The sequence below is a fragment of the Lipingzhangella rawalii genome (genome assembly GCF_031628175.1).
Lineage (GTDB): Bacteria > Actinomycetota > Actinomycetes > Streptosporangiales > Streptosporangiaceae > Lipingzhangella_A > Lipingzhangella_A rawalii.
The window spans coordinates 390,317-403,706 of sequence record NZ_JAVLVT010000003.1 but is presented as its reverse complement, the minus strand read 5'-3'; the positions used below and the strand labels follow the sequence as shown (position 1 = coordinate 403,706).

Genomic DNA, 13,390 nt, shown 5'->3' with positions numbered 1-13,390 from the left:
CAACACGGCGCGCACCCCTAACCACCCACCGGAACCACGACATCCGCGGGCACACCACGGCCACCGCACCCCTCCGCTGGCCGTCGTGCGGGGAAGCGCCCCCAGGGCGCGACGCCGCCGGCGGCCAACACGGCGCGTGCGCGGAGCCAACCACCGCCACCACCCCCCAGGTGACTCCAACATCGAAACATGAGCCGACCCACGCACACGCGAAAACCACCAGCAACATCACCCCGCGAAAAAGACTGCGGCCCACAGGGACGACGACGGGATGTCATCGACCACCGTGGGCCAGGATCCGGGGGTGCGGGGGGCGTCCCCCCGCGAAAAAGACTGCGGCCCACAGGGACGACGACGGGATGTCATCGACCACCGTGGGCCAGCTCGTGGAGCCGAGGGGATTCGAACCCCTGACCTCCTCAATGCGACTGAGGCGCGCTACCGGACTGCGCTACGGCCCCGTGTACCGCCCTCAAGGCTAGCAGCGTGTGTGGGGTGCTCGAGCCAGGGTGGGGTGGGGATTCAGTCGCCGACGGCGCGGAGGTAGGCGTCGGCGTACTGGTCGTAGACCTGGTTGCGCCGTTCGGCGAGTTCGATGATTTCGGCTTCGCGTTCGGCTTGGGCGGCTTCTTCCTGTTGGCGTGCGCGTTCTCGGGCGCGGCGCCGGCGCTGTTCGATACGGGCGCGGCGGCGTTCGGCGTCGAGTTTGGCTGCGGTGCGCAGCAGGGCGAGGTGCCCGATGAGGAGCACTGTGGGGGGCACGAGGACCCACCAGGGGCCGAGTCCGGCGGTGACGGCCACGATTGTGGCGAGGAGCAGCAGGGTGAGCCCGCTGGTGCGGCGGCGGCGTCGGGCGATGACGCGGGCGCGGGTGAGGCGGGGACGGTGGTTGCCGCTGGCGGGCCGCGGGCGGTGCTGCGCGGGTGTGGTGCGGTCGGCCCGGGGTGTGTCGTCGGTGTGGGGGGCGTGCCGTGGTGACGGGGGCTCGCCGGGGTGGGGTTGGTCTTGGGGCTCGTCGGTGTCGTGTGGGAGGTCGTCTGGGTCGATGGCGGCCTGGTCCGCTGTGGTGTCGTGGTCGGCGGGGCGGCGGGTGCCGCGGGGGGCGGTGTCGGCGACGTCCCTGCGCAGCAGCATGGGGACGAGTACGATGATCCATACCAGCACGATGGCCAGATACAGCGGAGAGTTGCTCATCGCCCCTCCTCGCTCCACCGGCTGGTGCGTCGCGCCGAGTTCCGGTCGGCCCCCCTTGCCTCCCGGGTTGTCACGTCCGCAGCCACTGTGGAAACGGCTAGTCCCGGTGTTGCCATCCGTGGACTCTCGTTGCCAGGGTTGACTGCCCGTGTTCCATTTGTGCGCGTTGCCCCCATCGTCAATCCATCTACGTTCCGCACCGTACGACCAAGTGTCCGAGAATGCGCAGTATTCGGCCCGGAGTGTCGCGAGATTGCCGCCTGTCCCCTTCCTCCGATCTGGGTTAGATCAGTAGAATTACGCCACACCCGGCAATTACGTGACGTAGTCATACATAACGGAAAGTAGCGTCTGGCCTCGTGGGAGGGGGCACCACACGCGTAGGGAGATTATTGCGCGCCCTGCAACCGCACGGTAGTGGTTCCGCACTTCGGAGCTACCAGCACGCCGACCCCACCGGGAGCCCCGGGGCCAGCCCCGGCCGCACCCGGTTCAGTCGGAGTACAGTTCCTGCTGGTCGTGCGGGCCGTCGTCGCGGGCTCCGTGCCGTAGCCGGGCCAGCACCCCCTGCGGCACGTCCTCGACAGTGATCGCATAGCAGACATGGTCTCGCCAGGCGCCGTCGATGTGCAGGAATCCGCGGCGCACACCCTCCTCAATGAAGCCCAGCTTCTCGGCGACGCGCCTGCTGGCCCGGTTCTCCGGGCGAATATTGGCCTCGATCCGGTGCAGCCCTACCGTGAAGAAGCAGTGGTCCACAGCCAGTGCGACCGCTCTCGGAGTGCACCCCCGGCCAGCAAGCCTCTGGTCGATCCAATACCCCACCTGGCCAGATCTGGCCGATCCCCACATGAGCGCCCCTACCGTCAGCTGGCCGGCGAACTCGCCTTCGTAGGTGATGGCCCACGGCATCGCAACCCCCCGCCGCGCTTCGCGGCGGATGGAACGGGCCATCGCGAGGTAGGGCGCCACATGGTTAAGTTGCGGCGGCGGGTCAGGATGCGTTGGTTCCCACGGGCGCAGCCACTCGGCGTTGCGCGTGCGGACCGTCCGCAGCCGGCCCGCGTCCCGCAATCGCAACGGTCGCAGTCCGACCGGACCGTCGGCCAGCTGTGCCGGCCATCCTGGAATCCGGGTCACCGGCCCTCCTTCCCGCTACCCCCAGTATCGCACCCGCGCCCCACCGGCGGCCCTCGAGCGGACAGGACACACTGACCACGCCGCGACCAGGGGACCACTCTGACCGGCCCAGGGATCCGGCCGCAGATGCCGCGGCCCGGCCCACCTGACGCTCGGGAATGTTTCAGCAGCCACCCGGCCTGGGCACCCGTAGACCGGGCTCACGGTGAACTCACGACGCCGAACGGGGGTGGTCCACTCCGCGCAGCTGGGCCAGGGCGTGCGTGAGGATCGGCGTCAGGACGGCCATCCCGTCGGTAACACCTCCGCGGGAGCCGGGAAGATTGACGATCAACATACGGTGACCGTCCCGTTCGGCAACCCCGGCGACGCCGCGTGACAACACGGCCGAGGGCACGCCACCGGCACTTCCTGCCGCCCGCAACGCCTCGGGAATCCCGGGAATCTCGTAGGTGAGCACGGCACGGGTGGCCTCAGGGGTGGCGTCGGTCGGGCTCAACCCGGTTCCGCCGGTGGTCAGTACCAGCTCGGTGCTGGCTGCCAGCGCCCGCTCCAGAGCGGATGTCACCGGGGGACCGTCGGGAACCACCCACGGCCCGGTGACCGAATATCCAGCGCCCCGCAGCTCCTCCGCCAGCACCGGCCCGGAGGAATCGGCGTAGACGCCGGTGGCCGCACGGTTGGAGGCGGTGATCACGACCGCCGACCAGTCAGGTTCCGGGGACATCGCGCTCTCCCGACCGCCGCCAGTCACCGGATGTGCCACCCGTCTTCTCCTCCAGGCGCACATCGACCACGCACGCCTCCGGATCCAGAGCCTTGATCATGTCGATCAGCCCCAGCGCCGCCGTCATCACACAGGTGAGCGCTTCCATCTCCACCCCGGTGCGGTCGGCGGTACGCACGGTGGCGGCGATCTCCACCCCACGGTCCGTGACCTCCAGGTGCACGTCGACCCCGTGCACGGCGATGGGATGACACAGGGGAACCAGATCGGGGGTGCGCTTGGCGCCCTGGATTCCGGCGATGCGGGCGACCGCCAGGGCGTCCCCTTTGGGGACCTCATCGGCCCGCAACGCGGACACGGCCGCGGTGGAGAGGAGAACGCACCCGGTCGCGGTGGCGGTCCGCGCGCTGCTCCCCTTCGCCGTAACGTCGACCATGCGGGCCGCCCCCGTGGCGTCCAGATGCGGCAGACGTTCGTGGCCGGTGTCCCGACCGTCGGATCGCGGGGGGTTCTGCCGCGGTTCCTGGGCAGCGGTCATCAGTTCCTCGATCGGTTCGTCAACAGTCCTCACTCGCGCCCGGGCAGGGCGATGGTCTCGACGAGGCTCCCCGCGGGCAGCTCGGTGATCTGTTCGGGCACCACGACGAGCGCATTCGTTTCGGCCAGTGCCGAGAGCTGGTGGGAGCCCTGGCGCGATACGGCCTCCACCGTGTAGGCGGACTTCTGCGCCGTGTCCCCACGGTACTCCAGCACCGCTCGCAGATACGAGCGGCGACCCTGTGGGGAGGTCACCGGGCTGGCCAGGTGCGCCCGCACCGTGGTCGGGGGCTCTGGGGACAGCCCCTGCATCCGACGCAGGGCCGGCAGCACGAACAGGTAGAACGAGACGTAGGCACTGACCGGGTTGCCGGGCAGAGTCAGGATGGGCACCTTGGACTCGGAGATCGTGCCGAGCCCCTGGGGCATTCCCGGCTGCATCGCCACCCGGTCGAAGGTGACCGTGCCGTACTGGGACAACACCTCCTTGACAATGTCGTAGGCCCCCATGCTGACCCCACCGGTGGTCACGACAAGGTCGGCCTGGAGGAGCACGTCCTCAAGGGTGTCCATAAACGAGCGTGGATCGTCGCCCACGAAGCCGTACCGGTAGCCGACACATCCGGCTTCGGTCACCGCGGCGGTGAGCGCGTAGCTGTTGGAATCCCAGATCTGCCCCGGGCGCAGGGGGTTCGGGGGATCGACCAGCTCGGCGCCGGTGCCCAGGACGACGACCCGGGGCCGGGGGTGGACCAGGGCGGTATCCCGGCCGACCGCGGCCAGCACCCCAATCTCGGCGGCCCCGACTCGCATCCCGCGCCGCAGGACCGTGGTTCCGGCCTCGATGTCTTCCCCGGAGCGACGGATCGCGTTGCCCGTGGGCGCGGGGCGGCGGATCGCGACCCGCGCCTGGCCGCCGTCGGTCCACTCGACGGGAACGACGGCCTGGGCGTGTGCGGGCAGCGGCGCCCCGGTCATGATCCGGGCGCAGAGACCGTCCCGCAGGGCGTGCGTCGCGGTGTCGCCGGCCGCGATGTCGGCGATCACGGGCAGGTGCACGGGATCATCCTCGGTGGCGGCGGCAACGTCGGCAACCCGAACCGCGTAACCGTCCATCGCCGAGTTGTCGACCTGGGGTAGGGACACCTGCGACACCACGGGCTCGGCCAAAACCCCACCCTGGGCGCGCAGCAGATCCAGCTCGATCGGCTCCAGCGGCCGAACCAGATCCAGAACCTCGGCCAGGTGCTGCTCAACCGTGCGCATCTAGCTTCTCCTTGTCGACGAACTCCCGCAGCCACGGAACCAGCTCGGCCGCGAGGTCGGGGCGGGCACAGGCGTATTCCACCACGGTGCGCAGGTAGTCCACCTTGTTCCCGGTGTCGTAGCGGCGTCCCCGGAACACCACACCGTGGACGGGGCCACCGGCTGCCGTGTCGCGCTGGGCCAGCACACGGAGTGCGTCGGTCAGTTGGATCTCCCCACCGCGCCCCGGTGGGGTCTCGGCCAGAACGTCGAATACCCGGGGGTCGCACAGGTAGCGGCCGATGATGACATAGCGGCTGGGCGCCTGCTCGATCGGAGGCTTCTCGACAAGGTCGGTAACCAGCACGGTGTCCGCGGACACGCTCCCGGTCACGCCCGGTCCCGCGTCGCTGTCCGCCACCGGTTGGATCGCGGCGCAGCCGTACTGGGACACCTGCTCGGGGGGCACCTCCATCAGGGCCACCACGCTGCCGCCGAAACGGTTCCGGACGTCGATCATGCGGTTCAGCAGCGTCTCCTGTCCCTCGATGAGGTCATCGCCGAGCAGGACCGCGAAGGGCTCGTCGCCCACGTGGGCCGCCGCGCACAGCACAGCGTGACCGAGACCGCGGGGCTCCCCCTGGCGAACGTAGTGGATCTGGGCGAGAGTGCTGGATTCCCGGACCGCGTGTAGGCGCTGCGTGTCGTTTTTCGCGCGCAACGCCTCCTCCAGCTCGTAGGCGCGATCGAAGTGATCCTCGATGGAGCGTTTCGACCGTCCGGTGACCATCAGTACGTCGTGGAGGCCCGCGGCGACGGCTTCCTCCACCACGTACTGGATCGCCGGTTTGTCAACAATCGGCAGCATCTCCTTGGGGGTCGCCTTGGTCGCGGGCAGGAACCTGGTACCGAGACCCGCCGCCGGAACGACCGCCTTACGTACCTCGGGGGCTGCGCCTGTTGGGGAATGCGTCATGTCGGCACTGTAGGCCACCGCGGTGGCGATGGTTCTGCACGCCGCGCGGGCGGTGGCCGCACCCGTGCTCGCGCAGCTGCGACGGTGCTGTCACACTGCGGACATGGACAAGCAGGAACTCCGTCGGCAGGTGTTGGAGCAACGGCGCCACCGTTCGGCGGCCGAGATCCGTGCAGCCGGCTCTGCCCTACGGGACACCCTGGTGGCGCTTCCGGAGCTCACCATGGGTGGGACGGTCGCGGTGTACTACTCGGTGGGCGAGGAGCCGGATACCCGTAAGCTGGTCACGGCACTGTGGCGGCACGGGGTGTATGTGCTGCTGCCCGTGTTCCAGAAGGACCGGAATCTCGACTGGGCCGCCTACGAGGGCCCGGACAGTGTCGAGCCGAGTCGCTTGGGGCTCCTGGAGCCGACGGGGCCGCGGTACGGTTTGGACGCTCCCTACCGCGCCGCGGCGGTGATCTGCCCCGCTTTGGCCGTGGATACCGCCGGGCGGCGGCTGGGCCGGGGCGCTGGCTGCTATGACCGTGCCCTGGCGCGGGTGGGCCCCAACACCCGCACCCTGGCTGTGGTCTACGACACGGAGGTTGTGGCTACGGTGCCCGCCGAGCCGCATGACATCCCAGTGCAGGGGGTGGTGACCCCGCAGGCCGGTCTGCGTTGGTTCCCACATGCTAGGGACGGTGGTGGATCCGGAACAGACCCGGACGGCACCCGCTGAGGCCGGGAGCTGAGTCCGGGAGCTGAGTCCGGGACGGGTGGGGAACGGGCCGAGTGGAGCGGGAAGGAACGCCGAGCGCGCAGTGTTGTACGTAGGGGACGGTCCGTGTCCCCGTGCCCAACCCCACTCCCCGCCGTCGCAGGCACCGGTTCGGGCGCATAGTATTTAGCAGTCGACGGCATAGAGTGCCAGCGAGGAGGATCCGTGCCTACATACCAGTACGCGTGCACTGAGTGCGGAACGCAGCTGGAAGTCGTACAGAGTTTCAGCGACGACCCCCTGACAACGTGCAGCGCCTGCGAGGGGCGGCTGCGCAAGGTCTACTCGGCCGTGGGTGTGGTGTTCAAGGGCTCCGGGTTCTACCGGAACGACAGCCGGTCCGGCTCGGGGGGCTCCTCCGGCTCGACCACCCAACGCAACGGCTCGGACAGCGCCGCCAGCTCCAACGGCACGAATGGCAGCTCCGAGGGCGCCTCCACCGAGACGGCAGGCACTGGATCGGACAGTTCCACGTCCTCGGCCGGGTCCACGGATACGGGCTCGTCTTCCTCGGCGTCCAGCTCCAGCAACGGCTCCGCGAGCACGAACTCCGCCCCCGCCTCCACCGCAAGCTGAGGCCCCACCGCCCGCCTGTGGACGACGGCGGCGGGGCGCGACGGGTTCGGTCTAGCGTGTGCACATGCCCGAGTCCATCGTGCCCCGCACGCCCCGGGGATTTCGCCTCGCCCGCTGGCTGGCGCGCTGGCGTCGGCTACTCAGTGGTGCGTGTGTCGCACTGGCCGTGACCGGCGCTGTTCTCGCGGTGCGCCCACCGGACGAGCCCACAGTTGAGGTGGTGGTGGCAGCGACGGATCTCACCGCCAGCACCCCACTGACCGGGGATGACCTCAGCACACGGGAACTGCCGAGCGCCCACCGGCCCGATGGTGCCGTCGATGAGGTGGCCGCGATCACCGGGGCGCACCTGACCGGGCCGGTGCGTCGGGGCGAAGTGTTGACCTCGGCGCGGATCGCCGAAGACGCGGCCGCGGAGTACGGGGATGACCTGGTGGCCGCCCCGGTACGGATCGCCGACTCCGGGGTGCTGGACATCCTCACTCCGGGAAGCCGCGTGGACGTCCTTGGGCGCGCGGCGTCCGAGGAACTCGCCATGGGATTCGGTGGCGCAGCCGAGGCCCAGGTTGTTGTCGCGGATCGGCCCGTGCTCGCGTTGCCGAACCAGGGCGACACCTTCGGCCCGGCGGGGGCCCTGATTCTGGTTGCCGTCTCCGCCGACGAAGCGCAACGCCTGGCCGGATATCCGGATCCGGGCCAACTGTCGATCACGATCCGAAGTTGATGGGTATCCCCATGTAGTCGTTTGTTGGCTACGGACGTGAGGATGATCCATGGCGGGATTCCGACAGTTCCTCCTTCAGGGCAATCTGGTCCAGCTCGCGGTGGCGGTGGTGATTGGCACCGTGTTCGCGGCACTGATCGACGCCTTCACCACCGGCTTCATCACCCCACTGTTCGGGATCTTCGGTGGGGTTCCGTCCTTCGCCGAGCTGTACGTTGAGGTTCGCGGCAGCCGTTTCCTGTACGGCCAGTTCATCGACGCACTCCTGTCATTCCTGATCACGGCCGCGATCTTGTACTTCCTGGTGGTGCTGCCCGTGACCAAGCTGATGGAGCGGATGTCCCGGGAGCAGGAGGCGACCACCCGAGAGTGCCCGGAGTGTGTCAGCGCGATCCCCCGCGCCGCCACCAGATGCGCCTACTGCACGGCCTCGGTTCCCCCCGAGGAGCCGGTGCCCGGCGGGCCGTGCTGATCATGGATCCGCGTGGAGCCAACCCGGCTGGGCTCAGCGTTCGTACTCCCAGTGCCAGGGTTCGAACGGGCTGGACTTGGCCCAGTCGGGATGGAACCAGCCGAAGTCGGCTCCGTTCTCCTCCATCCACAGCCACCGCTCGGACCGGTAGTTCTGAATCCCGCCGCACAGGTCGATGGCTTCGCCAAGCCCGTGGTTACTGGTTCCGGGAACCGCGGCGTAGCCCGGAGGCTGCTCGGCGAACACGCGCTGCTGGTTGGGCAGGTCCCGATAGGCACTGGTGATGCACATGTCCTCGCCGAACTCCTCGCGGTAACGCTCGTTGAGTTCGAGGAAGTCCACGGCGGCGTCGGCGCGCAGCGCGTAGTCCTCGTCGTAGAGGGTGCACAGTGCCTCCTCCGGCAGGAGGCCGTTCGGGGCTCCCTCGGCGAGCTCCGCGGCCGAGGGGTCACATTCGACGCCGGCCATGTAGGCGTCCACGGACAGGCCCCGCTCCTCCAGTTCGTTGGTGAGCTCTTCCGTGGACTCTTCGGAGCGTTCGCGAAGCTCCTCCAACTCGGTCTCCAGCTCGACCCGTTCCAGCTGGGTAAAGGACTGGAGTTCCTGAGCGTCGGTGGTGAGTTCTCCCTGGGTGTCCCGGAGCTCGTTGGCTTCCTCCAGCAGCGCCTCCCGGTCATCGGCGAGCTTGAGGACGTGTGTTTCCATCTCGAGGTCGGAGGCGATCTCCTCGGAGACCAGCACCCCCAGCGGGCCGAGATCCGCCTGCTGGTACATGGTGTTGGCCATCTCCACCAGCGGCTCCCGCATCTCGGACAGCTCCAGCTCGACCTGCTGGAGCTCGTGCAGGGTGTCCACCAGATCGTCCTGGGCCGCTTCCAGCTCCTCTTCCCGCTCGGTGTACTCCTCCGTGGCCTCTTCGAGCTCCTCGCGCGCCTCGTCGGCGCGCTCGCGCAGCTCTTCGAGGTCGTCAGCGACGGCCGGATGAAAGACCGGGGCGAACGCGCCCTGGGTGACCGGGCCCAGGGCCAGAGTCAGCACTGAGGCCCCCAGGAGGAAGCGCGCGGGCCGCGAGGTGACGGCGCTCCGCGCCCTCGGAGGCCAGGCTCGTGGTTCTCGGCGGCGCCGAGCTGGCTCGAGGGGGAACGGCACGTGACTCCTCCGACTGCCTTGTCCATGTTCGCGCGGCCGGAACGCAAGGTACTACATGTCCGAATCCGGCCATGCGTATGCGCACACGGGCCGTGCGACCGGCCAGGGATGGCCCTACATTGCCTGCCACCTGGGAAGATCCACGGAGTATCCCCCAGGATTCGCGTCGTCGGACAGCACGCCGCCGAACATGTGACACATTTCACTTACAGTGCGTGTGAACCATATCGAGGGCCAGGGTACTCCCGATCCCCGATCAGCGCAGCCCGGCGGCCCTCCCAGGGCGCCACACGGCCCGCACCGGCCCCCAGGTCAGTTACCCTTGGAGCCGCACCGGCCTCGTAGCTCAGGGGACAGAGCACCGCTCTCCTAAAGCGGGTGTCAGAGGTTCGAATCCTCTCGGGGCCACCCATATCTACCCCCATCGGCTTTTCTTCGCTCCCATCGGCTTTTCTTCGCTCCCATCGGCTGGGGGCGCCCCCGAGCTGCCAGAACGACACCGGCTCCACCCACGCAGCGTTCTTGTGGGGGCCGGCCCTGGTGGCCGTCTGCGTTGCGGGGGCACGACCCGGGGCTCTCGGCTTGCTTCTCCCGGTGTCCATCGTCGCGTAGGTGCCGGAGCACCATGGCCGGGGTGGGGGTGGTTACCGCCGCACCGTGGATTGCCGCGGTCGGCGGGGTCGCGTTGCCCTCGTTCATCGGGCGCGCGAACGCCGCACTGTCCTCGTTCGGCCAGATGGTGGGTCCGGTGACCTGGCCGCGACGTCGGCCCAGCGCTCCGCGCAGCCGAGTACAGGGCATGCAGCCCGTCGGCCAGTGGATGACCCTCGGCGCTGGTCTTTCGGTAGCTCGTTGTGGCGCATCGTCTGCTCGCCGCGCCACGGCACCATCTACTGTGCTGCGCACAGCATCACCCCTGCGGATGGGATTCCGGCTGCCGGTGAGTCCCGTGCCAGCGAGCCACCCACTGTCAGCCCGGTGAGCGCCATCCCGATCCACGCCCGACGTTCCCAACGCGCTCCCCGGTGACCTCGGCGCCGTCCTCCTGGGCACGGCGTGGTGCGTGGTGTATCACGGACCCACCCGGATCCGAGGTATAGGGGGCCAGGGTGGGGGCGACACGGGAATCCTGGCCCGCTGGCGTTGGAGGAAGGCTGGCCCCGTCGGCTGATCATCGAAGGGGTGATCACTGGGGAGGAGGGGGCGGAGATCCGGCGTTTGCACAGGTCCGAGGGTGTGGCGATGGGTGCGCCGATCGCGCCGTCGGCCGCCACCCGGGCGGAGGTGCGGGCGATGGTCACGGAGTACGGGGCCATGTTCCTGGTGCATGCCCCCTGTGGGGTTGGGCCTCTGGGGCGCGTTGGGGTCATGGTGGGTGGCGAGTGTGCCCCAGGTCCTGGATCCGCACCCCGGCTGGACAGCGCGGCACGCGTCACGGTAAGACATCCCTGCGTGTTCCCACCCACACCGAAAACCACGAAGAGTAGCAATCCAGATACAGACCTTCCTCCGAACCCCCAACACCCAGTCACAAAACCATAACGCACCCTGAACGGTGCAGGTCATCTGGTGTGCGCCCCACGCAAGTGGGGATGGACCTCAGCAGAACCGTTCGACTTTCGGTGGACTTTCGTGCGCCCCACGCAAGTGGGGATGGACCGCTGCCCGAGTGGCGCAGCTGGCAGTTCCAGCTCGTGCGCCCCACGCAAGTGGGGATGGACCGTCATCGACGATCTCCGCGTCCAGGACTTCGCCGTGCGCCCCACGCAAGTGGGGATGGACCGCAGGTGACGACAGTCGAGGTGGACCCCACGCTGTGCGCCCCACGCAAGTGGGGATGGACCTCCTCCCTGCCGGCCGCGGAGCCCTCCCCCGTCGTGCGCCCCACGCAAGTGGGGATGGACCGGTCGTTCATGACCTCGGCGAGCTGGTTTTCGGGTGCGCCCCACGCAAGTGGGGATGGACCGAGTTGCTGGCCGGTCGACGACGATGGCCCCCGTGCGCCCCACGCAAGTGGGGATGGACCGCCCACGCAGTACCCCGCCTCGCTGGAGCCGGGGTGCGCCCCACGCGAGTGGGGATGGACCAGGGAGGCGCGCGCCGCGCGGGCCACCTCGACCGGATCGACCTCCGGCGCGTCGTCCTCGTTCGTTCCCGGCTGGGTGATCGTGTCGCAGGTCGGGTCTATGTCGCACTCGGACGGCTCGGCATCCGCAGTCGCAGCACCATCGTTGTCACCCGTGGCCCGGTTGACGGCCAGTCCGGGCAGGAAGAACACGGGCTGGTCGTGGTTGGCCAGGAGTTCCAGCAGCAGGACCGCTCCGCCGTGTGTGACGTCCACAGCCCAGGTCGTCTCGTGGCCGAGGCCCAGGACATCGGCGATCAGGGCGAAAAGTTCGGGTTGGTCGTTGGCCACACGGCGAGACAGCAGGTGTCTGCCCTGTGCGTCGATCACCACGCAGTGGGGGTGCGTCTTGCCGATGTCCACCCCGGCCCACATGCGATCCATCGCTCCTTCGGCGCTCGTTTCCGTCGTGTCCGCAGACGATCTCGCCGGCAGGTCCTTACTCAGCGATCTGTTCGCAAATCCCAATCAGCGGCCGAGTCGTCGCAGGGTGCGAGGCGGTCAGTCATAGGAAGCCACGGGCGGCAGATTGCTGAAAGCCGCACCCCTCGGACGGTCCAGCCCTACGAACGGCTGAACCGAACCGATCACCAAGGTAAGGACCACTGACCAGGACACACATATCCCATCAACGATCTAGGGAAGGTGGTGCGCCCGGAGGTCGAGTACGTCGGTACGGGCGCTCAACTGTTCCAGGCTGCTTCGGATGAGCTCAGTCAGTACCACCGTCCTTGAGGGATGTCCCAGGCTTCCTTGGATACACAGGACATCAGCTCTTACGGTCGATCCGACCACGGTTCTACCCTTCCCGCGATCTGCTGCGGTTCGTTGTCGCGCAGCCCGCGCAGCGCAGCCGCAGAGATCTCGTGATTCGTCAGCCAACGGGTCCCCCGTCCGGTGTCGGCGAACCCCAGTACGACGCTGCGGTAGCTGCGCGGCGGTGCGTACTGTGTGGGGTGGGGACGGCTGCGGCGCGGGTCGACGCCGGAGCTTCCCCACAGCTGCACCACGGTCGCACCCTCGCCCAGCAGCGGATCCAGCACCTCGTGGACGCCCTCGTCGTAGGGGGTGTGGACCCAAAGCAGCGCCTCGTCGACCCGCCGGCCCGCGATCGCGTGACTGATCGCCTCGCCCAGGTGTCGAGGGGCCGCCCAGTCCGCGGGCACCGTAACCAGCTCGCCGGTGTCGGGGGCCCCGACCGCGGCCCGTTCGGGTCGTCGTGCGACGCAGACGACACGCGCGCCGGTGTGCAGCAGCTCATGCACGGCGGGCCGAAGCATGCCGGTGCCGCCAATGACCACGATTTCGCGTGCGGTGGTCATGTATGCACCGCCCAACGCAGGTCGGGAGATGCGCCCGCCGCCCGGTGCACCACCCCGGAAAGTCCGGGCCGCTGCAACCGCATCCCCGACCAGGAGTAGAGCGGCACGACAGCGTCGTGGTCCAGTAGCCGCTGCTCGACCTTCAGAGCGCGCTCCCGCTCCAGGGCTACGTGATGGTGGGCGACGCTGTTGGGCAGCCAGGACTGCGCGATCTGTTGGGGCGAGCGGTCGCTGTAGATCGTGACGGGGACGTCGTGCTGTCGCAGGTACAACCCGAGGTGCAGTCCGGCGACACCGCTTCCGACGATTCCGATGTCCGGCATGGCTTCTCTACTCCGTACTGTCGTTGCACAATCTCGGAACGTGTAATCGGAATTGGTTCCGATTTTACGCTAGCGTCGGCCGGGGCGTTCGGGCAAGCCAACTGGAAGGGGTTCCACTAC

At 68.7% G+C, this 13,390-nt stretch carries 13 protein-coding genes, 2 tRNA genes, 2 pseudogenes and 1 CRISPR repeat array; of the genes and pseudogenes, 5 read left to right on the top strand and 12 right to left on the bottom strand.

Features of this window, described 5'->3' with window-relative positions; translation table 11 throughout:
• Positions 1 to 387: 387 nt before the first annotated feature.
• The 7 genes from RIF23_RS08585 to galU all read right to left on the bottom strand — a co-directional run bounded on the left by RIF23_RS08585 (position 388) and on the right by galU (position 5,819).
• Positions 388 to 461, bottom strand: a tRNA-Ala gene (locus tag RIF23_RS08585).
• Between the two features lie 61 nt (positions 462 to 522).
• Positions 523 to 1,194 (bottom strand): divisome protein SepX/GlpR, encoded by a 672-nt coding sequence (gene sepX / locus RIF23_RS08580; protein WP_310911869.1) that lies wholly within the window; start codon positions 1,192 to 1,194, stop codon positions 523 to 525.
• 492 nt (positions 1,195 to 1,686) lie between these two features.
• Positions 1,687 to 2,334 carry a GNAT family N-acetyltransferase gene (locus RIF23_RS08575; protein ID WP_407659428.1) on the bottom strand — a complete coding sequence of 216 codons (648 nt, stop codon included), beginning with the start codon at positions 2,332 to 2,334 and terminating at the stop codon, positions 1,687 to 1,689.
• 211 nt (positions 2,335 to 2,545) lie between these two features.
• A complete protein-coding gene (locus RIF23_RS08570; protein ID WP_310911868.1) occupies positions 2,546 to 3,061 on the bottom strand; it encodes a MogA/MoaB family molybdenum cofactor biosynthesis protein in 516 nt (171 codons plus the stop codon).
• On the bottom strand, positions 3,045 to 3,599 hold the full coding sequence (gene moaC / locus RIF23_RS08565) for a cyclic pyranopterin monophosphate synthase MoaC (RefSeq protein WP_310911867.1): 555 nt from the start codon (positions 3,597 to 3,599) through the stop codon (positions 3,045 to 3,047). Before moaC ends, RIF23_RS08570 begins: the two co-directional genes overlap by 17 nt.
• A 29-nt stretch (positions 3,600 to 3,628) precedes the next feature.
• Positions 3,629 to 4,864 (bottom strand): molybdotransferase-like divisome protein Glp, encoded by a 1,236-nt coding sequence (gene glp / locus RIF23_RS08560; RefSeq protein WP_310911866.1) that lies wholly within the window; start codon positions 4,862 to 4,864, stop codon positions 3,629 to 3,631.
• Entirely contained in the window at positions 4,851 to 5,819 is a 969-nt protein-coding gene (gene galU, locus RIF23_RS08555) for a UTP--glucose-1-phosphate uridylyltransferase GalU (protein WP_310911865.1), read from the bottom strand. The genes glp and galU overlap by 14 nt, the downstream gene beginning before the upstream one ends.
• A gap of 103 nt (positions 5,820 to 5,922) precedes the next feature.
• On the opposite strand from galU, the gene RIF23_RS08550 reads away from it, so the two are divergent.
• Positions 5,923 to 6,540, top strand: coding sequence for a 5-formyltetrahydrofolate cyclo-ligase (locus tag RIF23_RS08550; RefSeq protein WP_310912109.1), 618 nt, complete (start codon positions 5,923 to 5,925; stop codon positions 6,538 to 6,540).
• A 204-nt stretch (positions 6,541 to 6,744) separates the two neighbouring features.
• Positions 6,745 to 6,885 (top strand): annotated as a pseudogene (locus tag RIF23_RS20805) (FmdB family zinc ribbon protein); the annotation flags it as partial.
• A gap of 14 nt (positions 6,886 to 6,899) precedes the next feature.
• On the opposite strand, the gene RIF23_RS20800 reads toward RIF23_RS20805, so the two are convergent.
• Complete coding sequence (locus tag RIF23_RS20800; protein ID WP_407659447.1) at positions 6,900 to 7,163, bottom strand: hypothetical protein; 264 nt, start codon at positions 7,161 to 7,163, stop codon at positions 6,900 to 6,902.
• 56 nt (positions 7,164 to 7,219) lie between these two features.
• On the opposite strand from RIF23_RS20800, the gene cpaB reads away from it, so the two are divergent.
• Both cpaB and RIF23_RS08535 read left to right on the top strand, forming a co-directional pair.
• A complete protein-coding gene (cpaB, locus tag RIF23_RS08540) occupies positions 7,220 to 7,879 on the top strand; it encodes a Flp pilus assembly protein CpaB (RefSeq protein ID WP_310911863.1) in 660 nt (219 codons plus the stop codon).
• Between the two features lie 49 nt (positions 7,880 to 7,928).
• Positions 7,929 to 8,351, top strand: coding sequence for an MscL family protein (locus RIF23_RS08535; protein WP_310911862.1), 423 nt, complete (start codon positions 7,929 to 7,931; stop codon positions 8,349 to 8,351).
• Between the two features lie 33 nt (positions 8,352 to 8,384).
• On the opposite strand, the gene RIF23_RS08530 is transcribed toward RIF23_RS08535, so the two are convergent.
• Entirely contained in the window at positions 8,385 to 9,500 is a 1,116-nt protein-coding gene (locus RIF23_RS08530; RefSeq protein ID WP_310911861.1) for a M15 family metallopeptidase, read from the bottom strand.
• A 335-nt stretch (positions 9,501 to 9,835) separates the two neighbouring features.
• On the opposite strand from RIF23_RS08530, the gene RIF23_RS08525 reads away from it, so the two are divergent.
• Positions 9,836 to 9,908: transfer RNA gene (locus RIF23_RS08525), tRNA-Arg, on the top strand.
• A gap of 1,163 nt (positions 9,909 to 11,071) precedes the next feature.
• Positions 11,072 to 11,587: direct repeats of the CRISPR family, unit length 28 nt; unit sequence GTGCGCCCCACGCAAGTGGGGATGGACC.
• A gap of 155 nt (positions 11,588 to 11,742) precedes the next feature.
• Here RIF23_RS08525 and RIF23_RS20795 read toward each other — a convergent pair.
• From RIF23_RS20795 to RIF23_RS08515, 3 genes and pseudogenes are all read right to left on the bottom strand, one after another.
• Positions 11,743 to 12,000 (bottom strand): annotated as a pseudogene (locus RIF23_RS20795) (IS110 family transposase); the annotation flags it as partial.
• 401 nt (positions 12,001 to 12,401) lie between these two features.
• A complete protein-coding gene (locus RIF23_RS08520) occupies positions 12,402 to 12,947 on the bottom strand; it encodes a Rossmann-fold NAD(P)-binding domain-containing protein (protein WP_310911860.1) in 546 nt (181 codons plus the stop codon).
• Positions 12,944 to 13,270: a hypothetical protein gene (locus RIF23_RS08515; RefSeq protein ID WP_310911859.1), complete on the bottom strand. Its 327-nt coding sequence runs from the start codon at positions 13,268 to 13,270 to the stop codon at positions 12,944 to 12,946. Before RIF23_RS08515 ends, RIF23_RS08520 begins: the two co-directional genes overlap by 4 nt.
• Between the last annotated feature and the right edge of the window lie 120 nt (positions 13,271 to 13,390).